At 54.3% G+C, this 20,458-nt stretch carries 18 protein-coding genes; 5 read left to right on the top strand and 13 right to left on the bottom strand.

Features of this window, described 5'->3' with window-relative positions; all coding sequences use genetic code 11:
- Nucleotides 1-149: 149 nt before the first annotated feature.
- Both BLW29_RS10085 and BLW29_RS10080 read left to right on the top strand, forming a co-directional pair.
- Complete coding sequence (locus tag BLW29_RS10085; RefSeq protein WP_090978862.1) at nucleotides 150-1,154, top strand: M23 family metallopeptidase; 1,005 nt, start codon at nucleotides 150-152, stop codon at nucleotides 1,152-1,154.
- Complete coding sequence (locus BLW29_RS10080) at nucleotides 1,126-2,853, top strand: bactofilin family protein (RefSeq protein ID WP_090978858.1); 1,728 nt, start codon at nucleotides 1,126-1,128, stop codon at nucleotides 2,851-2,853. Before BLW29_RS10085 ends, BLW29_RS10080 begins: the two co-directional genes overlap by 29 nt.
- Nucleotides 2,854-3,200: 347 nt before the next feature.
- On the opposite strand, the gene BLW29_RS10075 is transcribed toward BLW29_RS10080, so the two are convergent.
- Genes BLW29_RS10075 through BLW29_RS10065 form a run of 3 tightly spaced genes read right to left on the bottom strand, consistent with a single transcriptional unit; the run spans nucleotide 3,201 to nucleotide 8,324 of the window.
- Nucleotides 3,201-5,915, bottom strand: a complete 2,715-nt coding sequence (locus BLW29_RS10075) for a transglutaminase-like domain-containing protein (protein WP_256208494.1) — start codon at nucleotides 5,913-5,915, stop codon at nucleotides 3,201-3,203.
- Nucleotides 5,893-7,281 (bottom strand): DUF58 domain-containing protein, encoded by a 1,389-nt coding sequence (locus tag BLW29_RS10070; RefSeq protein ID WP_090978854.1) that lies wholly within the window; start codon nucleotides 7,279-7,281, stop codon nucleotides 5,893-5,895. The genes BLW29_RS10075 and BLW29_RS10070 overlap by 23 nt, the downstream gene beginning before the upstream one ends.
- Entirely contained in the window at nucleotides 7,278-8,324 is a 1,047-nt protein-coding gene (locus BLW29_RS10065) for an AAA family ATPase (RefSeq protein WP_256208493.1), read from the bottom strand. Before BLW29_RS10065 ends, BLW29_RS10070 begins: the two co-directional genes overlap by 4 nt.
- Before the next feature lie 183 nt (nucleotides 8,325-8,507).
- Here BLW29_RS10065 and BLW29_RS10060 point away from each other — a divergent pair, with 183 nt between their 5' ends.
- A complete protein-coding gene (locus tag BLW29_RS10060; RefSeq protein WP_090978851.1) occupies nucleotides 8,508-9,068 on the top strand; it encodes a GNAT family N-acetyltransferase in 561 nt (186 codons plus the stop codon).
- A gap of 524 nt (nucleotides 9,069-9,592) precedes the next feature.
- Here BLW29_RS10060 and bcp read toward each other — a convergent pair.
- Genes bcp through BLW29_RS10040 form a run of 4 tightly spaced genes read right to left on the bottom strand, consistent with a single transcriptional unit; the run spans nucleotide 9,593 to nucleotide 12,802 of the window.
- Entirely contained in the window at nucleotides 9,593-10,075 is a 483-nt protein-coding gene (gene bcp / locus BLW29_RS10055; protein ID WP_090978848.1) for a thioredoxin-dependent thiol peroxidase, read from the bottom strand.
- A 21-nt stretch (nucleotides 10,076-10,096) separates the two neighbouring features.
- On the bottom strand, nucleotides 10,097-10,888 hold the full coding sequence (locus tag BLW29_RS10050) for an ABC transporter permease (protein ID WP_090978845.1): 792 nt from the start codon (nucleotides 10,886-10,888) through the stop codon (nucleotides 10,097-10,099).
- A gap of 4 nt (nucleotides 10,889-10,892) precedes the next feature.
- Nucleotides 10,893-11,687 carry an ABC transporter permease gene (locus tag BLW29_RS10045; protein WP_090978843.1) on the bottom strand — a complete coding sequence of 265 codons (795 nt, stop codon included), beginning with the start codon at nucleotides 11,685-11,687 and terminating at the stop codon, nucleotides 10,893-10,895.
- A gap of 2 nt (nucleotides 11,688-11,689) precedes the next feature.
- Nucleotides 11,690-12,802, bottom strand: a complete 1,113-nt coding sequence (locus BLW29_RS10040) for an ABC transporter ATP-binding protein (protein WP_090978840.1) — start codon at nucleotides 12,800-12,802, stop codon at nucleotides 11,690-11,692.
- Nucleotides 12,803-13,062: 260 nt separating this feature from the next.
- Here BLW29_RS10040 and BLW29_RS10035 point away from each other — a divergent pair, with 260 nt between their 5' ends.
- Both BLW29_RS10035 and BLW29_RS10030 read left to right on the top strand, forming a co-directional pair.
- The gene (locus tag BLW29_RS10035; RefSeq protein WP_090978838.1) at nucleotides 13,063-14,139 is read left to right on the top strand and encodes an LCP family protein; all 1,077 of its coding nucleotides are present in this window, start codon (nucleotides 13,063-13,065) and stop codon (nucleotides 14,137-14,139) included.
- Nucleotides 14,140-14,308: 169 nt separating this feature from the next.
- Nucleotides 14,309-15,625 (top strand): glutamate-1-semialdehyde 2,1-aminomutase, encoded by a 1,317-nt coding sequence (locus BLW29_RS10030; protein ID WP_090978836.1) that lies wholly within the window; start codon nucleotides 14,309-14,311, stop codon nucleotides 15,623-15,625.
- Nucleotides 15,626-15,758: 133 nt separating this feature from the next.
- Here BLW29_RS10030 and BLW29_RS10025 read toward each other — a convergent pair whose 3' ends face one another.
- From BLW29_RS10025 to BLW29_RS10000, 6 genes are all read right to left on the bottom strand, one after another.
- Complete coding sequence (locus BLW29_RS10025) at nucleotides 15,759-16,454, bottom strand: DUF5808 domain-containing protein (protein ID WP_090978834.1); 696 nt, start codon at nucleotides 16,452-16,454, stop codon at nucleotides 15,759-15,761.
- On the bottom strand, nucleotides 16,451-16,861 hold the full coding sequence (locus tag BLW29_RS10020; RefSeq protein ID WP_090978831.1) for a GntR family transcriptional regulator: 411 nt from the start codon (nucleotides 16,859-16,861) through the stop codon (nucleotides 16,451-16,453). The genes BLW29_RS10025 and BLW29_RS10020 overlap by 4 nt, the downstream gene beginning before the upstream one ends.
- A gap of 99 nt (nucleotides 16,862-16,960) precedes the next feature.
- Nucleotides 16,961-17,803, bottom strand: a complete 843-nt coding sequence (locus BLW29_RS10015) for an inositol monophosphatase family protein (protein ID WP_090978828.1) — start codon at nucleotides 17,801-17,803, stop codon at nucleotides 16,961-16,963.
- Between the two features lie 321 nt (nucleotides 17,804-18,124).
- On the bottom strand, nucleotides 18,125-18,895 hold the full coding sequence (fabI, locus tag BLW29_RS10010) for an enoyl-ACP reductase FabI (RefSeq protein ID WP_090978824.1): 771 nt from the start codon (nucleotides 18,893-18,895) through the stop codon (nucleotides 18,125-18,127).
- Between the two features lie 143 nt (nucleotides 18,896-19,038).
- Nucleotides 19,039-20,040, bottom strand: coding sequence for a UV DNA damage repair endonuclease UvsE (gene uvsE, locus BLW29_RS10005; protein ID WP_090978822.1), 1,002 nt, complete (start codon nucleotides 20,038-20,040; stop codon nucleotides 19,039-19,041).
- Nucleotides 20,037-20,354, bottom strand: a complete 318-nt coding sequence (locus BLW29_RS10000) for a hypothetical protein (protein WP_090978819.1) — start codon at nucleotides 20,352-20,354, stop codon at nucleotides 20,037-20,039. The genes uvsE and BLW29_RS10000 overlap by 4 nt, the downstream gene beginning before the upstream one ends.
- Nucleotides 20,355-20,458: the final 104 nt, after the last annotated feature.

Raw genomic sequence — 20,458 nt, 5'->3', positions numbered from 1 at the left:
ATTGCGACAAAATCCTTTTTTGTTATTCTTTTTTCGCTACGTATAAGTTTTCTGGGTCAATCTGCCGAAATAGTTCGGTATGTATGTCTTTGTCCATGACTATGGACACATAGAAACGTAAACTCAAACCCATAACGTAGGAGGTAAGCATGAAACTTTTCCCACGAAACACCCATTTCACCTTTCTTGTCTTACCAGACGGCAGCAAGCCAGCGCTGCGGTTTCGGGTTTCTGCCGCCCTATTACTGGTGATTCCGATCCTTATCTCCTTGTTGATCGTAATAGCATCAACGCTATACCTGCTTCATGAACGCAACAACCGTCAGCTGGAACGGCTTCATCTTCAGCTCGCTTCGGACTCCGAGGCCCATCAAGTTCAGTTGGCAGACAAAGAGGCGCTTATTACTAAGCTGCAAACCGATCTGGTTCAACTGGCCCAGCAGGCCGATGCCGTAGATGCCCGAATGGAAGAACTGAACAAGCTGGAATCTGATATGAAATCGCTCGTCGGACTTTCTACAGATAAGACAGCTAAAGCAACAGACGGGGATGGCGTCGGGGGCGAGCAATTGGACGCAACCGATGCGGACATCCAGGAGCTCGTTGATCAGACCAAATCGTTCTATACTTCTATCGGCGGCGAAATCAATGAATTGAAGAACAGACTAACCTCTACCACGAAAGAGGTGCAAAAAAAGAAGCAAGTCCTTCGACTAACGCCTACTTATTGGCCAACGGAATCGGAGCGCATTACCTCTTTGTTCGGGGTCCGAATAGACCCTTTCACGAACCACCCCGGGGTACATAAAGGTATGGATATTGCCGGCAAAACAGGCGATTCCGTCTTCGCGGCGGCAGATGGCTACGTACAAGAAACCGGATATATGTCTGAACGCGGGAATTACATTGTCGTCTCCCACAAGAACGGCATTGCTACTAAATATATGCATTTGTATAAGGTACTGGCGCATCGAGGAGATAGCATCGAGCAGGGCGATCTTATTGGTTTGCTCGGTTCAACAGGCCGCAGCACAGGACCGCATCTTCATTTTGAAGTGATGAAGTATGGGGTGTCTGTCGATCCAAAACCATATTTAAAAATGGGGATAAAGGGGATACCAACTGATGTTCAATTGGAAAAGAGACAAGATTAGCGCCAAGCTGACCGATACGTTCATTGGGGAAGGTACGATTGTTGAAGGCACGATCCGCTCTGCGGGCGGCGTTCGTTTGGAAGGCCAGCTGCGCGGAGATATTTCCTGTGACGGCGATGTCGTCGTGGGAGAAAGCGGTTTTGCCGTATCGAATATTACAGCACACAATGTCATTCTTGCAGGACAAGTCACTGGCAATGTCCATATCACAGGTAAAATGACCATCTCCTCCACAGGGAAATTATATGGCGACATGACTGCAGCTGCGTTCACGATTGAAGACGGGGGTCTTTTCCAGGGAAAAAGCACGATGGATCAGGACGAACCTGCAGTCAATCCTGCCGATCGCAGAACCGGAATCGAACGGCGAAGCGGAAACAGCGGCAGCTACACGGGCGTAGAGCGCCGCAGCGGATATGACCGCAGAGATATGGTGGTCGGCGAAGACGGTGCCGTTGTGTGGGCCGCTCCGAAGAAGATCAGTTACCGTGCCATCGAGAAACCAAGTGAAACCGATGAGACGTCAGTCGGTAGCGAGGGCAGCGAGGCTGAAGGCAAAGCAGGCGATCCGCTTCGGGAAAGCGGAAAAGCTTTTATCAGCAGTATCAGCGGGGGCGGCAAGCCGGTTAGTGCGGCGGCTGGCGCTGCATTGTCGGCAGATCTGGCGGGTAGTGTCGCTGAACAGGCGGAACTAGTTGCGAGAAGAGATAATGAACGCGTGGAACGAGATGCTAGTATAGGCAATGACAGAGCGAAACGAGATGCCAGTAAAGACAGTGACTGGGCGGAACGAGATGCCGGCAAAGTCAGTGACCGAGCGGAACGAGATGCCAGTAAGGACAAAGAAGCGTTTAATCAAGTCGTGAATCGGATTAACCAAGGTATCAATGAGGCGGAGCGTGCAGCTTTGAGCGGCGTGATTTGGCCGGAAGCCGTTGTCAGTAACAGTAACGCTGCCGCTTCTCAGTATCACAACGAGACCGCTGCAGGATCGGAATTCGTCAGTGAGCACTCGGAGCTGATGGATGAGCACATGGTGAGTGCGGTGGATCTGGTGCTGGATACCGGCAGCTTCGAGAGTGATAGTGTGGATGTGGGACGATCATCGGTTGGTGAAGCTAGAACGGAGAGCTTCGGGGGCGATGTGGCTAGTGCGGGGAGCTTCGAAGGCGTTGTGGCTAGTACAGGGAACTTCGAGGGCGATGTGACTAGTGTGGGGAGCTTCGAGGGCGTTGAGGCTAGTGCAGGGAGCTTCGAGCGCGTTGAGGTTAGTTCGGGGAGCTTCGAGGGCGTTGAGGTTAGTGCGGGGAGCTTCGAGGGCGTTGAGGCTAGTTTGAGAAGCTTCGAGGTGAGCGAGATTCGTGTGGAGGATAGCGTTCATGCCAGCGTGGAACAAGACGTGGTCGGTACTGTGGCCGGCATGGATAAAGTTGTCGTTCAAGCGGAAGCGGTGGTTGAAACTTTGGAGGATGAAGAAGTCAGCGTTGTTCCGTCAAGTGTCGACTCTCCGGAAAAGAACGTTATAAACGCCCCGGAGCCTTTGAACTCTGGTGAGAACGTGTATAGCTACGGTTTCGAGGAACTTGCGAATGGCAAAGTTTCGACTAACGAACCAGCCCAATCGGAGAAAGAGACATTTCAAAACCAATCCAACGCTCGCAGTGCTGCGGAAGCCGCTGCTCTGCTTAAGAACTGGTAAGCAGCGAATAGCGGTAACTTGTGCAATTGGGCACGATGTGGCAGGGATTGGACGTTAGAGGCATCAGAATGTTGCGCAATCTGCAACATTTCTGAGGTAAACAGCCTGAATTGAGCTGAATGTTGCATTATTTGCAGCATTTTCTGCTCACTATGCCATTTGGCAGTCTTATCTCCGATTAATGTTGCATTTTGAGCAACAAATTACAGTTCGAAGCTTCGGGAAGAGTGAATTCCTGCATATTCTGCAACATTCTCTCGCGGGGATTAGCAGATCAGTCCCCTGTAGAGAATAAACAAAAGGCTGTTTCAACCGTCGCATTTCGCGGACGTTTGAAACAGCCTTTTTTAGGTTTGGCGCGCTTGTAAGCCCGCGACCAACACGGTCATTTGCTGAAGCGTTGGCTGATTGTGCCAATGCGCGTCATAGCGCGCCGCTTCATCCCAGCGCACAAATTCAGCGACCAGCTTCGCGGTTTCCGGCGGCAGGCCCGGCAGCGCCTCCGCCGCGAATTCGCGCGTGGTGCGGTGCAGCGGCTTCGCACCGCACCTGCTGTACAGCTCGCGCCAGCAGGCATCCGCGAGCTGTAGGAAGTGCCCGCGGGCCGCGGTATGACGGCCCGCTTGCAGCGCGCTGCCATAGCGGCGCAGCGCGCTTCCGAACGCGAAGCGTTCGCTCTTGCGCCGCCGCGCGGCCGCCAGGGCGAGCCCGGCGGCGCCGGTAGCACTCGCGGCTAGCGCGGCCATGGCCCACGGCGCAGCCGCCATGGCGCCTTGCGCCGCCTGCGCGAGGGCATGCGCCCCGCGCTGCGCGGCATCGGCGGCATGCTGCGCCGCCGCCTGCAGCTGCGCTGCCAAGCGCCCCGCCAGCGCGCCGGCGGCGGTGCTGGCGGCTTCGCCGCCTGCCGCAGCCCCGGCTGCGCCATCGGCGCCTGCGGCCGCGCCAGGCTGCGCCCCATTGCCTGCTCCGGCAGGCAATAGGGCTTCGCCGGCGGCACCGCTGCCCGGTGCCGCAAAACCCGGCGTCGGCTCAAAAGGCAGCCAGCCGACGCCCGGGAAAAACACCTCCACCCAAGCGTGCGCATCACTTGCACGCACGGTGTACAGTCCCGCTGCGCCGCCGGATTTATTCTCGACAGGCTCGCCCGGAGCAAACCCCTTCACGTAACGCGCGGGAATCCCTTGCGTCCGCAGCATAACCGTCATCGCCGACGCAAAATGCACACAGTACCCTTGCTGCTGGCGGAACAGGAAATCATCGACAAAGTCGGCCCCTTTAGCTGGGATCGACGACTGCAGCGAGTACGCATATCGGCTGCGCAAGTACGCCTCGACGGCCTCCACCTGATCGTAGCGGCTCGTCGGATTCCCGGCATCCGCGACAATTTGCGAAGCCAGCTCCCCGACCCGCGCGGGCAGTTCCTTAGGGAGCTGCGTATACGTATCCTCAAGCGCAACAGTCTCCACAAAAGCGCGCGCCCCCGCAGACGCACTCCCTTTCGCGGCGGCATCCCCAGTGGCCGCGTTCTCCGTATTACTCGACGAACTTGAAGTTGCGCCTTTCGCACTCTCCCTATTATCCGTCCCTGTCCCCGCCACACTCCCTGCACTACTCGAACTCGCCTCTGTCTCTGTCCCTGCCTCCGCCCCATCCCCAGCCCCACCAACCACCGGCTCCACGCTCGCCGACAGCTTCCTCAGCTCATCCAGTGCCAGCTCCGGCAGCTCGGCGGCCACCGTATAGCTGACCACTCGATCGTTCTCGTCAATCGGATAGAGCGCTCCTGTCGCCGCGTCGCGCCTATAACCGGCCGTTTCGCCGTCCAGCATCCGGATCGCGGTTATCCTTGCCTCCGCACCGCCTGCCAGCAGCGGCCAGCCGGCTGTCGGATGCACGGCCGTTATCGTCTGCACCAACAGCCGCGCGTCTTCCTCCGCTTCGTAGGTCGATACATTCAGCGTGAGCCAGTCATGCACATTTTGCACCCAGCCTTTGCCGGTGTAGTCGGATTTGCTTTCGGCGCGCAAGTAGGTCGCTTCCTTCGAAGCAACGGTGAATAAGACCGCATGATTTTGCGTTAAAGAGCTCCCCAGCACCTGATCGTCGATCCCATAGCCGGTCATACCCGAGTCGCCGAATCCCGCCGCAGCCATCGCTTCCTCCGCGGTAGTAGCTTGATCGTGACGCCCTGCTGCTCCATTCTGATGCTCAAGCAGCTTCTCCTGTCCCCAATCTATAGCTTCCGCAGCCCATGGGGCCGGCTCGTTCGGCGTTTGTCTGGCTAAGCTCCATACGGCTCCGATGCCTATTGCGAGTATCAGAACGACCAACCAGGCTGAACCGTTCCACCAAGGGAGCGACCAACCTGCCATCTGATTATTACGATCATCCCTCGCGCGGACGAACAAATTGAATCCGATTAAACGCTCCATGCGAGGCACCGTAACCAGTGCACCAAGCAGCAACCCTTCCGCCAGTGCACGCATCAAATTCGGAAAAACCTGCAGGCCAAGGAACCCATAAAGCATCAGCAAATACACGACCGTCAGCGCGGCAAGCCCTAGCCCCCACTGCCTAAGCCACACCAAGGACTGCAGCGCCAGCGCCATCATTCCAAGTCCGCTGACAAGCAGCACCGTTCGCATTTCTCCGCTCAGCACTATTTTTCCCCGGAGCAGTTGGCCAAAATCATTCGTAAACGCATGCACCAACCCTACCAGCGCATCCTGCACCGAAGGATACTGCCCCTGGAAGAGAATAAGGACTGTCCCAATCGTAATCACGCTATTGAGCAGAATGGATAACCACGTCGGAGGCACAAACAGGCCGACAACGAGAAATAAACCGACAGTCGCCAGCAGCGGCTCCACCTGATACAGCTCCGTATATTCCTTCAGCTGTGCCAGCGGGAGAAGCCATTCCACGATCAGCCCAAACAGCAGCAAGCTCGTGACGAGCCGGCGCGATCCCATTTGAAAAAAATCCAGCCCCGTCCGCTCTCGCTGCCGCTTCGACAGCTGCGCACCGCCGCCACCGCTGTTAGCTGTTTGCTGTGCTGACATCCATAACGCCTCCTTCCCCGTTCGCGGTCATACTCATTTCCGCCATTTCCGGCATTTGTTTCCGGTACGACAGTGGTACAGGCAAAGCCTTCACGCTGCAGTCCGTGCCCTGAAGCCGCGCTCGCCAGTTCTCTTCCGCCGGAGCTGCCTCATTCTCTGCAAAAGATAACAGCAGCACCAGCTTCACGCCTCGCACACCTGCGAGTTTAGCGCCGTAGAACACATTTTCGGATGCGCTTGATTCCCTCGCTACAGCACCTGCACCTTTCGTACCCGCAGTCAGACAAATCAGCGCCGAGCCGCGAGACATTCCCGCCACTACATCGGAGAGACGCTGCGACAGCGGTTTCCGAGGGGAAGTTTCCCACTGCAAGCGAGCAAGCTTCTCTTCGGCAGCTAACTGCGTACTTCTCTCTCCCGCGCGTACGACAAGCTCTAGTTCCTCCGTGGTCAGCACAACAACGCTTTTGCCTTCCCTTACCGCCTGTCTCATCACGAGGACAGTGCGCCCGACGTGGGCATCGAAGAGCCTCGCGTCACCGCCATAGGCGGCTTTCGATGTATCCAGCAGCACAATGAGCTGGCCTGCCTCTTCCGCATTGCTGATTCGCGTCTGCATCCCAAGGCCCCTGGCCATCGCTCGCCAATCTACTCGCCTAGGCGAATCGCCAGGGCTATAGCTTCGCACATCCGGACCCGCTCCGCCTCGGCTTGCACGCGCTGCCGCCGTGATCATCTGGCCGCCAAGCGACGCGATAGGCTGGCGCTCGCTGCTGTTGGCACTTGGCCGGAAACCCGGCAAATCTGCAAGGGCTTCCCCAGTAGGCGCCATCGCATGAACAAGCAGACTGTCCGGACAAGCCACTTCAAATTTACGAACGGTCAAGCCCAGCATATCCCCAGTCGACACTTGAATGGGGCTGTAGTTAAACTCCCCACGCCGCAGTCCGCGAACCGAATAATGGATATGGAATACGCGCTTAAACCCTGGCAGACAAGCACCTTGTACCTTCAAAATCTTCCCGGACTGCGCGTTAGCCGGAACGATGGCTTCGCTGATTCCCAGCCACATGAAAGGCACGGGTCTGCTCAGCCGAAGCGTTAGCTTGACCTGCATTTCTCCGCCGTCAACCAGCCTTTCGACTTCCGCTATCGACCGCTCAACTGTCATTTTCCCTACCGCCATATACGGCAAAAGAATACAGCAAAACGCCACCGCCGCCGTAACCGTAGCCAGCAGCCACTCCACTGCGCCCCCTCGCGCATGCAGCGCCGCCATGCTGGCGCCAAGCAGCAGAATCAACAAGGCGCGCGCCACAAAACGACTGCGCAGCCTCGCCCCTTCGCCCAACTCTACAGGTTTCATCGCCGACGACCGCCATCGCCGGACGGGATCGGAATCGGCTGCGCAGACATAATGGCGCCAAGCACTGCGGCGGCGGTTTTCCCGCGTACCAGCGCTTCGTCTCGTACGAGCAGTCGATGCGCAAGCACATGCTCCGCTGTCTGTTTTAAGTCATCCGGCACGACAAAACGCCGCCCTCCGATATAAGCCGTTGCCTGAGCCGCACGCACCCAATCCAGCGTTGCCCGCGGACTTGCGCCAAGCAGCAGCTCCTGCGAGGTTCGGGTCGCACTGACAATGTGAACCGCATAAGCCATCAGCGCCGGATGCACATGGACGGATAGCGCATCCCTCTGCATCCGCAGCCATTCCTCCGGTATGATGACCGGACGCAGTGATTCCGGATGCAGGCGCTGCGCTGTTTTGCCCTCCAGCATGGCAATCTCATCTTCCGCTGCCGGGTAGCCGATCGACAGCCGCATCATAAACCGGTCAAGCTGCGCTTCGGGCAGCGGATACGTGCCGTCGTCGCGCAGCGGATTTTGCGTCGCGAGCAGCATGAAAGGCTGCGGCAGCAGTCTCGTCTCCCCATCTGCCGACACGCTACGCTCTTCCATCGCTTCAAGCAGCGCGGACTGCGTACGCGGAGGTGTCCGGTTAATTTCGTCCGCAAGCACGACATTGGCCATCAGCGGCCCCTGCCGGAATACGAGCTCGCCTCGTTTGCCATCCCAAATCATCCCGCCTACCACGTCGGCAGGCTGCATATCTGAAGTAAACTGGATGCGCCTGAACTCGCCTCCCATTACACGGGCGATGGCCCGTACGAGCAGTGTTTTGCCTACCCCGGGTACATCCTCAAGCAGCACATGCCCGCCTGCAAGCAAGGCGCTGAACACCTGCGTGACAACCTCTTTCTTGCCAAGCAGCACGCTATTCACTCTTGCCATCATGAGCTGCAGCGATTGCTGCGCTGCCTCCGGCCATGCATCCTGCTGGATTTTACCCTCATGCTCCGCCACTCTGCTGCCATACGGCTGCTCCGACATTTGTTTGGGTATCATTTGAGCTTCATCTCCTACTCTTTCAACCTATGAATTCCTCTAGTTGATAGTTTCGCCAGACTGCGCTCTCTTTACACCTTCCTCTCAGACACGTTTCTATTTACATGAATCAGGGCAGGCTGTAGGATGATTTTTACAGACGTGATGCTTCCCGTAAGATGATGAAATGGAGGGTTTGCTGCCATGGATCCCATAATGATGGATTTCCCTAATGAATTTACTACGGCTCGATTACTCATTCGCATGCCTTTGCCAGGAGACGGCAGGGCTGTTCTTGAAGCCGTGAATGCCTCGATGAACGAGCTCAAGCCATGGATGAAATGGGCACAAGAGGAGCATTCGGAGTATGAAGCTGAACGAGGAATTCGCGAGGCTCACGTGAAGTTCTTGCAGCGGGACAATCTTCGCCTGCATGTGTTTCTACGAGATTGCGGAACGTTCATCGCATCGGCTAGCTTGCATGGCTTGGACTGGGATGTGCGCAAGTTCGAAATCGGTTATTGGATCGATAGTCGCTATAGCGGGCAGGGTTATATGATCGAGGCTGTTGAGGGGATCTGTAACTTCGCTTTCGAGCAGCTGCAAGCCAGGCGGTTGGAGATACGCTGTGACACGCTCAACACCAAGAGCATGATGATTCCGCAGCGCCTCGGCTTCGAGCTGGAAGGAATTATTCGCAACGAGGACCTCTCCGCTGATGGCAGCCAGTGGCGGGACACGTGTATATTTGCAAAGATTCGATAAACCAGTCACAGATTGACCAAACCATACTATTACGACAATTTATGTGCTCGATGCCCATATTCGCTCCATGCTAACGAACCGTGAGGGCCTTATTGGGCCGGATTTCTCCCCTCCAGAACTCTAACGAACCCTAAAGGTCTTATCCTGGCAAAACCCGCTCCAATTCCCCCACAAACCACCAAATAGCGCCTCCACGGTTCGTTAGCATTTTTTCGGCGCTATTTCGAGGCAAATAAGACCTGTACGGTTCGTTAGAGAATTTCGCGAAAGGCCAGCGAAGCGCAACGGCAAAATTACCCGGACTTCTCCCCCAAGCTTAACGCATCACAGCTATATTGGGCTCGATTTCCCCCTCCACGCCAAAAAGCTGACGAACCGTTCGGTTCATCAGCTCCGATTAGTGGTTATGTTCGAGCAGCATCACCAATCGGCGAACAAGCATCCCAACATACCAAAAAGGGGGTTGTCCCAGCAAGCCAATCGGCTCCTCGGACACCCCCCCTTCTGATAACCCTACTCCAATCCTACAGCGCCTGCGCGGCTTCGAGCACCTCTTGCACATGCCCCTTCACGCGCAGATTGCGCCATTCGCGCACAAGCTTGCCTTTCTCATTGATGAGAAAGGTCGAGCGAACGAGTCCCATATACTCTCTGCCGTACAGCTTCTTCATCTGCCACACGCCGTACAGCTCGCATACGCGATGCTCCGGGTCAGCGAGCAGCTCATACGGCAGCTCGTATTTCTCGGCAAACCGTTCATGCGTCGCCACATCGTCGATGCTAATGCCGAGCACGACCGTATTGCTATCGCCGAACGCTGCATACGAATCCCGATAATCGCAGGACTCCTGCGTACAAGCCGGCGTCAAATCCTTCGGATAGAAGAACAAGACCACCTTCTTGCCCGCAAATTGACTCAAGCTGACCTCGCGGCCGCCCAAGGCAGGCAGCGTAAAGTCGGGTGCTTTTTTCCCTACAAATGCTTTTGCTTTAATCGCTCTGGCCATCGGACTTCTTCTCCCCGCTACTTAAGATCCCGCACCCCGGTAACGCTTCACGCCATGATTCCAGATCGTCAGGCCAATCGCGAATACGACAATCCCCACAACCGGTGTAAGGAGCGCAAGCGACGATAATCCTTCATGATCCTTCTCTAGGAAGTAGGAAGCCGGGATAACACCGACGAAGGCAAAAGGAAGCAGCCATGTCAGCAGGAATCGAATGATTTTGTTATAAATGTTAACCGGATAACGGCCGTAATTCGAAATGTTGTACATCAGCGGCAGTATACCCGTTGGCGCATCCGAATAGAATGAGATGGCTGTCAGCGATGTGAATATCCCTGCATAGATCATCACCGAACCGATTGTAAACACAGCAAGCATGAGAATATCGGTAAATGAAAACGCGAGCCCCAAATCTCCCCAGCCAAGCACCATAATTATAAGTCCGACAAGCGAACCGAACAAGGACGGCGGATCGAGATTTTCGAGCAGGACTTGATACAGATTATAGGCCGGCCGCGTCAGTATGCGGTCCATTTCCCCTTTGACAATATAGCGCTCGCTGAAGTTCCAGATGTTGAAGACGGCACCGAAGATGCCGGCGGGCACCATGAAATAACCATAGACGAAGATCACTTCCGCCTCCGACCAACCTCCAAGCGAAGGCGTATGTTGAAACACGATCAGGATAAAGATCAAATTGACGCCTTGGAACAACAGGTCGGATAAGAGCTCTATCCAGAAGTCCATCCGGTAGGTTAGCTTTGTTTTGGCATAGTTCTTGATATATTCCACTGCGAGCGACCAATAAAACATGTCCTCAACCTCCCTGCACGAACAATCGGGACCGCGCCTGACGCCAAACCCATGCGATGGGAATGATCAAGACAACGAACCAGATCAATTGAATTCCGAATACTCGCAGCACATCATCGCCTGCCGTACGGCCGGTGAAGACGGAGCTTGGCAGGTAAGTGATCGCCTGGAAAGGCAGCCACTTCATCGTGACGGCAAGCCATCCCGGGAAGAAGGAAATCGGCACGATAACGCCGGAGAACAAATCAACGACTACGCGCTTCATCCGCAGCATCCCCTCGTTATTCTCGACGAAGAAGGCAAACAAACCCACGAGCATATTGATTTGGGTATTGATCAAGAAGCTGAACAGCAGCATGACCACATAGATGCCCCATACGCCGGGATCCGTCGGCAGCTTCACGGGGAAGATGAGACAAACAATCGCAAGTCCCGGCCCCATGAACAGCAGCAAGCGGAACAGCCCTTCGCCGAAGCCCTGCATCAGCTTCACGAACAGATAATTATAGGGCCGAATGAATTGAACCGCCACGCTGCCGTCACGGATTTCGTTTGCGATTTCACGATCAAGGTTATTGAAGTAGAAAGCCCTTGCCATCCAAGAAACCGCTACGTAGGTTGTCATTTGGGCCAGCGTGAATCCGGCCAGCACCTTCTGATCGCCGAAGATCGCTTCCCACAGGAAATAGTAAGCACCAATATTGATTGTGTAAATGACGATACCGCTGTAGTAATTGACGCGATAGGCCAGCATCATAAGAAAGCGAATGCGGATAAGATCTAAGTAAGCGCTGTTCATGGTTACTCCTTCTCCCTATCCGAGGCAGCTGCAACCGGCACTTTGCTAGCTTCGTTGACGGCCTCCGCAGCCGTTACCGAGCTTTGGCTCAGCTTCTCCGTCGCTTCTGTGGAAGCGGAGCCGGACTGGTAGATCTCGCGAACGATATCGTCCGTGTTCGTTTCCGTGATTTTAATATCGCGGATATCCGCTCTACTGCCAACTACGCGGGAGAGGGCATCCGACACATTGACTTCATGCGGCAGCCACATGGTTGCTGTCAGCTCGTTGTCGATTGTCCAATGTACGCCTTCCAAACCTTCCGTCAGCTGCTTCAGCACATCATGCGGCGGCAGCTCGCCGAATTGGAATTGCAGCTCGCGGCCTTTGCTCCATCTCGACTTCAGCTCATCCAAGCTGCCGTCATAAATAATCCGGCCATCGTCAAGCATAATAACGCGTGAGCACAAAGCTTCGATATCTTGCAGGTCGTGGGTCGTAAGCAGAATAGTCGTGCCGTGCTCGCGGTTGATTTTTTTGAGAAACTCCCGAATTTCCGTTTTCACGACAATATCAAGTCCGATCGTCGGCTCATCGAGGAACACAATCGATGGGTTGTGCAGCAGCGAAGCAACAAGCTCACAGCGCATCCGTTGACCTAGGCTCAGCTTTCGTACAGGTCGGTTCAGCAGATCGCCAAGGTGCAGCCGCTCCACGAGTTCATCAAGCCGGACACGGAACTCCGCTTCCGGTACACGGTACACCTTGCGAAGCAGCTGGAACGACTCGATAACGCCGATATCCCACCAGAGCTGACTGCGCTGACCGAAAACAACACCGATCTCTCGCACGAACTTCTCCCGCTCCTTATAAGGAACGTAGCCGTTTACTTGCAGATGACCGGATGTCGGCACAAGAATGCCTGTCAGCATCTTGATCGTCGTGGATTTGCCCGCCCCGTTCTCACCTATGTAGCCGCAAATCTCCCCTTGGGGAATTTGAAAGGTGATGTCTTTGACAGCCGTAATATCGTTGTACTCTCGTTTAAACAGATCCTTCAGCGCACCGCCTAGCCCTTCACGGTTCTTCTGAACCTGGAACTGTTTGCGCAAATCTCTTACATCTATTGCCAGCATAGGATGCTTAGCTCCTCTCTTCTTCGCCTTCGACATTTCCTGGGAAATATCTGGCTTTTTCGATTCTATCAGATAAAACTTGCTTCTCTACGACAAACCATTTTATAATTTTATGATATGTAATGCTATAGTGAATTTATCGGCACCGGACAATCAACCCTAAATTATAGCTATTCACTAGGACTCATTACCCCTGCTCCGCGTCGGCCTCGGATTCTCCATCCGTACACGGACCTATTACAAGGAGGAACAGATCGTTAATGTCACGCTCCCAGAAAAATAAGAAGAAGAAGCCGTGGAAATGGGCACTGTTTGGCGGACTGGTCGCCATTGCGGCTGTAGTCGCATTTTTCGTTTATCAAGGTGTCGGCGTCTACAACGGACTCGATGGCTTCAGCAAGCCTAAGGAAGAGTCCCGCTTCAGTCAATTCGAAGAGGTTGCCGAGGAGAAGCCTCCCGAATGGGAAGGCACCGAACGCGTCAACATTCTCATTATGGGCGGCGACAATCGCGGCTTGAAGAAAAGCGAAACCGCTCGTTCCGACTCCATGATGGTCGTTTCGGTCGATCCGGTGACGAAGAAAGCGCATCTGTTCTCCGTGCTGCGCGATACGTACGTGGACATTGAAGGTCATGAAGATGGCCGGATTAATACGGCACTGGCGCTTGGCGGTCCTAACTTAGCCATGAAGACCATTGGCGGCTTGCTTGGTCTGGATATTCAATATTATGTGTATACGGACTTCGAAGGATTCAAATCTCTGATCGACGCGATCGGCGGCATTCAGAACTTCGAGGTCGAGAAGAATATGAACTACGTCGATAATGCGGACGGCAACCGATATGACATTCATCTGAAGAAAGGCATTCAGGATCTGGACGGTACGACAGCGCTGCAATATGTTCGTTTCCGTCACGATGCCATGAGTGATTTCACGCGTACGGAACGCCAGCGCAAGCTGCTGAACGCGGTTGCGGATAAGATGAAGAACGGCTGGAACCTGCTGAAGATGAAGAAGATCGTGGACAGCATTCAGCCTTATGTAGAATCCAACATTGAAGTTTCCGACATGATCAAGCTCGCACAGCTTGGCGTTCAAACGCACATTGCGGGTCAAGCCCAAGTGCCTCCTATGGAGCTCATCGGCGACAAGAAAGTCGGCGGCGCTTCCGTACTGTCCGTACGGGATGACAGCGAGCTGCTTCAGTTCGTACAAGACGAGCTGACGAAGGATACTACGGCAACTCCGCCTGCAGTTGCGGGCAGCGGCAACGCTACTGAGAGCAATGGAACAAACGGCAGCACGAACGGGAATACGGCAAACGGAAGCAAATAAAGCGTCATGCAGAGAGGGTGAATGGACCGATAGCGGTCTGTTCACCCTCTCTTTGGTTGTACTGCTGCAGTTACTGGGGTTACAATAAGATATTATGTGGGTGGTGATACAAGCAGTATCCGTAGCACCTATCATCCACGTACTCGTTAACCATTTAGGAGGTTTCACCATGTCCATTCAACGACCGCGCTCGGAACAACTTTATGCCGAAGCGCTTGAGCATATTGTCGGCGGCGTCAACAGTCCATCCCGCTCGTTTAAAGCGGTAGGCGGCGGTGCGCCTGTCTTCATGAAACGCGCGCAAGGCGCGCATTTCTGGGATGTCGACGACAATCGCTATATCGATTATTTGTGTGCCTACGGTCCGATTATTACCGGTCATGCACACCCGCATATCACGGAGGCAATCACTACTGCAGCGACTAATGGCACTCTCTATGGAACGCCGACAGAGCTGGAGATCCGACTGGCTCGCATGCTGAAGGAAGCTATTCCTTCCATGGATAAGGTTCGGTTCGTTAACTCAGGTACGGAGGCCGTTATGACGACCATCCGCGTCGCACGTGCATACACCAAACGCAGCAAAATCATCAAATTCGCCGGCTGCTATCATGGCCATTCTGACCTTGTTCTCGTTGCGGCGGGCTCCGGGCCTTCCACGCTCGGCATTCCGGACAGCGCCGGTGTACCGACAAGCATTGCCAGCGAAGTCATCACGGTGCCGTTCAATGATCTTGACGGCCTTCGCGTCGCCCTGGATACTTTCGGTGACGAGGTCGCAGCAGTGATGGTCGAGCCGATTGTCGGCAATTTCGGCATGGTGATGCCGAAACCGGGTTTCCTTGAGGGACTATGCAAGATGACCCGCGATGCCGGCGCACTTGTCATCTATGACGAAGTCATCAGCGCCTTCCGCTTCCATTATGGCAGCGCGCAAACCTACAGCGCATTCCCGGATCATGCAGCCATCGAGCCCGACCTGACGGCGCTTGGCAAAATCATCGGCGGCGGCCTGCCGATCGGCGCCTACGGCGGCCGCAAGCATGTGATGGAGCAGGTCGCACCGCTTGGACCCGCTTATCAAGCGGGTACGATGGCCGGTAACCCGGCGTCCATCTCCGCGGGGATTGCCTGCTTGGAAGTGCTGCAGCAGCCCGGCGCCTATGAGCGCATGGATGCACAGGCAGCCGAGCTGGCCTCCGCGTTACAAGCGTCGGCTGACAAGCATGGCATCGCGCTTACGATCAACCGTATTCGCGGCTCGTTCTCCGCTCATTTCTGCGATCATCCCGTTACCGATTACGATGAAGCGCAGGATACGGACGGCGAGAAGTTCGCGGAATTCTTCCGCCTCATGCTGGATCAAGGCATCTGCCTCGCACCGTCCAAGTATGAAGCATGGTTCCTGACTACCGCCCATACGGACGAAGATATAGCAGCGACGATTGCCGCTGCTGAGATCGCTTTTGCTACGATGGCGAAGTAAACGAATAAGGCTGAATAGGAGCAGTGCTCCTGTTCAGCCTTATTTTGTAGTAATAGGTCAAGTGCCCGCTCCCCGCGCCCTCTAGATCTCCACAGTCTCCGCTTACAATAGTTGCGCAGCCTTTTTGACCCCACTATTCCATCAACGCGACAACGCCGGCTATGAGAAACGGAATTGCGAACAACGTCGCGATAACCAGCCAGCTCGTCGGCCTCCCGAAATTCAATGTCCAACCGATACCATACTTCTTAGGCACGAATATGGACGGATCCTGTGGATTGTAATAGATACCGCCTGCCATCCAGCGCCCCTCTTCGCCCAGATCACCATCCAAGTGCTGCGTTAGCCGCAGTCTCCTGATATATATGATCAGAAAAGCCAAGCCGCCAATAATAAGCACAAACAAAGCTATCGTGCCAATGAGAAGAAGCACCCTCGGCCAGCCGTACAATGTAGTTGCTTGTACATAACTGAAATACAAGACGAGCAAGAGCGATAACCCATATAGAAAAACGCTGTTCGCATACCGGAATTGCCAGCTTTTCTCATTCGTCATCTCCGGCCTTGCATGCTGCGTGGCATGCTTAACAACGTAGTCAGCGCCCATCATGATGGCGAGCAGAAACAGCTGAACGATGTTGAACATGAACACCGGACCGAAACCCTTCGCAGCGTAGCGGTCAGGTTGAAAGGTAATATTGTAGTGCACAGCGAGCTTATTAGGAATCTGATCCCATAGCAATACTGCTGAAATGGCCGATACCGCGATTAAAGCCACTTGCAGCAAGTACCATCCGGGTGCAACCGCCTGTTTGTGATTCGTCTTCATTCCAGTGAATCTCCCATCCTCGTCAAATCGCTTCGATAAATGTTCAGACAAGCCTTGCTGAATTCAGCTTCTGTCATCCCCCTGGCCCGACCTTCCGCCGCCAATGCGCGCAGCTGCTTCGACAGTCGATCCTTGTAGCCGTCCGTAACACGCGGCATCTCGTTGAGTGCAGGGATGAGTACGCCTAACTTGCCATCATAACGCTCCTGCAGAAACCCTTCCGATAGCAGCGTATGATAGGCTTTATGAACAATCGTTGATTTTATCCTCAGATCCGAAGCAAGCCGCCTTGCCGAAGGCAAGGTTTTGCCTGGCTTCAGTGTTCCGGAGGCAATGCCCGCTATGATCTGATGCGCAATTTGCTCCTGAAGCGGCACGTCTCCGTGCACATCGAGCTCGATAAACATCCTGCCCGCCTCCCCTCATGAAAGCTTCTTACGCTATCATATGCAAAAGAACGCCTCTTCTCCCGTCATACTTGACGGTTGCAGAGACGTTCTCTTCACTTAGCTGCCTGATTCCGCTTGCTGGAGCGCTTGCACAAACTCGTCATGAATATGTCCGTTCGAAGCGGCCACATGGCGTATACCCAGATCATATGGACTGCCTTTTACATCCGTTACCCGTCCGCCGGATTCTGTAATCAGCAGCGAGCCTGCCGCTAGATCCCATGAATTAAGACCGTATTCCCAAAAGCCGCTGAGCCGTCCGGATGCAACATAAGCCATATGCAGCGCAGCCGAGCCGCCGGAACGAATATTACGCACTTGCGGTACCAGCGCTTGAAGCCCCCTCATATTGAGTGGAAGCGCATACTCTTGATCCGCCGGGAAGCCTGTCGCAATTAAGCTCTCACGCAGTGTTTCCTCCGCGGAAACACCCATACGGCGACCGCGCACATATGCGCCTTTGCCCTTCTCGGCTACGAACAATTCGTCTCGGATGGGATCATACACCACGCCGACGATAATATCTCCTTTGTACGCAAGCGCAATCGATACCGAGAAGAACGGGAAGCTATGTACGAAGTTCGTCGTCCCGTCCAGCGGATCTACGATCCATAGATACTCCGCATCTCGAACGCTTTGCAGTGCCTTGGTCGATGCCTCCGGCCCCGGCTGCACGCCTTCCTCACCCAGAAAAGAATGCTGAGGGAAATGCGTCATAATGAGATTGCGAATCATTGCCTCCGCGCCTTTATCCACTTCCGTGACTAAATCTTGCGCGGAATATTTAAGCGAAAGGCTTGTATGGTTGCCAAGCTTCGTCTTTATCCATTCTCCGGCTTTCGCTGCACAATTGATCGCAACAGCGGTAAAGCTCTTCCCTCCGATAACCTGTTCACTCATGGTTATACCACGCTACTTTCCTATGAGTTCATAAATGTCTTACTACTATACGTTGGCGCTTGGGCAAAGTTTCTACATATAAGTATAAATCGTAAACGCATACACGCCAGTACTACAGCTGTTTATTATTTTTTAGTAAACATCTTGAAAAGTTTATCATTTTACAGATGCATACACAAACTGTTCATGTCCCGGGAACATAGTAACCACTATCCGAATACATTTCGTATCGCGTGTGGCATAAAATAAGACGACCCTGGAGTAGAAACCGACTCACGCCGGCATCCCTCAAGGATCGCCTTTTATCATCACACTATCGCGTTATACCCCGACAATATTATACCCATTATCCACATAAATGATTTCGCCTGTAATCCCGCGGGACAGATGGCTGAGCAGGAACATCGCCGTATCGCCGACTTCTGCGGCTTCTGTCGTTTTGCGAAGAGGGGATTTCTCCTCTACTTGGCGCAGGATCGAGTTGAAATCCTTGATTCCCTTAGCAGCCAGCGTCCGGATTGGACCTGCCGAAACCGCGTTGACGCGAATGTTGTGCGGCCCCAGATCTGCAGCGAGATAACGCACGGAGGCTTCCAACGCTGCCTTCGCCACGCCCATGACATTGTAATTGCGAAGCGCACGCTCGGCACCGAGGTACGTCATCGTCATGATGCTGCCGCCTTCGGTCATCAGCGGATAGACGCGCTGTGCTACAGCTGCAAGCGAGTAAGCGCTGATGTCGTGCGCCAGAGCGAAGCCGGCACGTGAAGTGTCGACGAACATGCCGTCAAGCTCTTCTGTCTTTGCAAAAGCGATACTGTGAACTAGACCATGCAGCACGCCGAACGATTCTTTCAACTGAACCGCGAGCGATTCGATTTCTTCATCCACCGTAACATTGCACTGGAGGAATAAGGACCCCGGAATCGTCTCCGCCAGCTTGCGTACCCGTTCCTCTACGCGCTCATTCTCGTATGTAAAAGCTAGGCGAGCCCCCTGTGCAGCAAGCGACTGGGCAATCGCCCAGGCAATACTGCGGTCATTCGCCACACCCATCACAAGCACATTTTTCCCTGCTAATAATCCATTCATCGTTTCACAATCCTCTCGAGAATATTTGTGAGCCCATGATGATTGACCAGGGTGTGATTGCACCTTAGAAATCCCGGAAATGATAGCGCTTCCTTAACCAAAAATAACCTAAGGGACGGAAAAGATCAAGCTTTTCCTATCCCTTAGGTGATCTCAATACTGCCGCCGTTGATAACGCGAATGCCCGCTCCTTCTGCTTCCAACTGGCGCATATCCGCCATGAGCTGCAGCAATGCCGCATCCTTCTGTTTCGCTTCAATCATAACGTCCAACTGATCGACCGAGCCGGCCGTTTCCCGCAGAAACCGCAGCAGCGGACCTACGTCGACATTGTCGGCATGGCCGCGCGGATCGCGCTCGCTCTTAGGACTGGATACATGCAGCTTTGGCGGCAGTGCCAAAGGCTGTCCATCCGGCCCCGTCCATGTCCGCAGAATGCGCGGCCATAGCTCGCCATACAGCGTACTGTCCGTTTCTCCCCCGTCATTGACCGCATGATGATGGATATCTAGTACCATCGGTGTTCCGACCGCTTCGGCAGCGCCAAGCGTTTCGCGGACGGTGAACGTTTTGTCGTCATTCTCAAGTGTGACCCTGTTGCGAATTCGATTGTCCAGCTGACCGAACTGCTGCACGAACCGCTCGGCAGACGTAGGCTTGTCCCCATACGCACCGCCGACATGGATGTTGCACTTCGCCGACTCATCGAGCCCCATATGCTCCAGCATCCGAACGTGATACTCCAGATCCTCCTTGGACTTCGCCAGGACCTCTGGCCTTGGCGTGCTGAATACGCAGAAGTGGTCGGGATGAAATGAAAGCCGCATCCCCTTCTCCTTCGCATACTGCCCAATCTCGGCAAAAGCTTGCTCGAGCGGCGGATACGGATCCCAATCCTTCAGCGCATCATGGGTAGCAAGCGGAATGATCTTAGAGGTCATGCGATAGACAAACACGTCGTGACCCACGCAGTGCCGCATCAAACGAAGCGTCGTGCGGAGATTATCCTCCGCAATCCGCTCCAGTCTGCGAAGTGCAGCCTCCCGATCATCCAGCTTGGAGAACGTCGCATACGTCATCGTCCGTGAAGGCGAAGCATTCTCCAGCAGTACGCTCATGGCAACGAAGCCGAAGCGAACAATCATGCCTGATCCCCGAAGAACATTTCATAAGCCAGCGCCGTCTGCACGCGCGCTTCTTCCTCCGTCAGCTTACGAACGAGCTCCATTTCCACTTCAGTTACTTCCTCGCCTTGAAAATTAATTTCAGCAATAGAGACGCGAATTTTCACGATTGCAATCGCCTCGTTCTCAGGTGTATAAGCAATTACCTTCTGACCGGTCGGGTAGACGCGGAAGCCGCTCTTGACCATTTTGCCGCGGCCGTATTCCAGCAGCTCGTACAGCTCTTGCTTGGATTTAAATTTGCATACGGAGTTAAATTCGGTTTGGAATCCCATGAACAAACCTCCCAATAATCGTTAGTTTAGGTATGTATCTTTGCCATAAAAACTCTAAATGCCGCGCTTTCCCTTTCCCGACATACACAGCATGTCCATCGATT

It is taken from the genome of Paenibacillus sp. CF384 (assembly GCF_900106745.1).
GTDB lineage: Bacteria > Bacillota > Bacilli > Paenibacillales > Paenibacillaceae > Paenibacillus_Z.
The sequence above is the reverse complement of the archived record's forward strand: the minus strand, read 5'-3'. Positions and strand labels throughout refer to the sequence as shown.

Bases quoted from the DNA above. Each gene is read 5' to 3' on its own strand.
- BLW29_RS10085 (WP_090978862.1), top strand. From the start codon at position 150: ATGAAACTTTTCCCACGAAACACCCATTTCACCTTTCTTGTCTTACCA.
- BLW29_RS10080 (WP_090978858.1), top strand. From the start codon at position 1,126: ATGTTCAATTGGAAAAGAGACAAGATTAGCGCCAAGCTGACCGATACG.
- BLW29_RS10075 (WP_256208494.1), bottom strand. From the start codon at position 5,915: ATGTCAGCACAGCAAACAGCTAACAGCGGTGGCGGCGGTGCGCAGCTG.
- BLW29_RS10070 (WP_090978854.1), bottom strand. From the start codon at position 7,281: ATGAAACCTGTAGAGTTGGGCGAAGGGGCGAGGCTGCGCAGTCGTTTT.
- BLW29_RS10065 (WP_256208493.1), bottom strand. From the start codon at position 8,324: ATGATACCCAAACAAATGTCGGAGCAGCCGTATGGCAGCAGAGTGGCG.
- BLW29_RS10060 (WP_090978851.1), top strand. From the start codon at position 8,508: ATGGATCCCATAATGATGGATTTCCCTAATGAATTTACTACGGCTCGA.
- bcp (WP_090978848.1), bottom strand. From the start codon at position 10,075: ATGGCCAGAGCGATTAAAGCAAAAGCATTTGTAGGGAAAAAAGCACCC.
- BLW29_RS10050 (WP_090978845.1), bottom strand. From the start codon at position 10,888: ATGTTTTATTGGTCGCTCGCAGTGGAATATATCAAGAACTATGCCAAA.
- BLW29_RS10045 (WP_090978843.1), bottom strand. From the start codon at position 11,687: ATGAACAGCGCTTACTTAGATCTTATCCGCATTCGCTTTCTTATGATG.
- BLW29_RS10040 (WP_090978840.1), bottom strand. From the start codon at position 12,802: ATGCTGGCAATAGATGTAAGAGATTTGCGCAAACAGTTCCAGGTTCAG.
- BLW29_RS10035 (WP_090978838.1), top strand. From the start codon at position 13,063: ATGTCACGCTCCCAGAAAAATAAGAAGAAGAAGCCGTGGAAATGGGCA.
- BLW29_RS10030 (WP_090978836.1), top strand. From the start codon at position 14,309: ATGTCCATTCAACGACCGCGCTCGGAACAACTTTATGCCGAAGCGCTT.
- BLW29_RS10025 (WP_090978834.1), bottom strand. From the start codon at position 16,454: ATGAAGACGAATCACAAACAGGCGGTTGCACCCGGATGGTACTTGCTG.
- BLW29_RS10020 (WP_090978831.1), bottom strand. From the start codon at position 16,861: ATGTTTATCGAGCTCGATGTGCACGGAGACGTGCCGCTTCAGGAGCAA.
- BLW29_RS10015 (WP_090978828.1), bottom strand. From the start codon at position 17,803: ATGAGTGAACAGGTTATCGGAGGGAAGAGCTTTACCGCTGTTGCGATC.
- fabI (WP_090978824.1), bottom strand. From the start codon at position 18,895: ATGAATGGATTATTAGCAGGGAAAAATGTGCTTGTGATGGGTGTGGCG.
- uvsE (WP_090978822.1), bottom strand. From the start codon at position 20,040: ATGATTGTTCGCTTCGGCTTCGTTGCCATGAGCGTACTGCTGGAGAAT.
- BLW29_RS10000 (WP_090978819.1), bottom strand. From the start codon at position 20,354: ATGGGATTCCAAACCGAATTTAACTCCGTATGCAAATTTAAATCCAAG.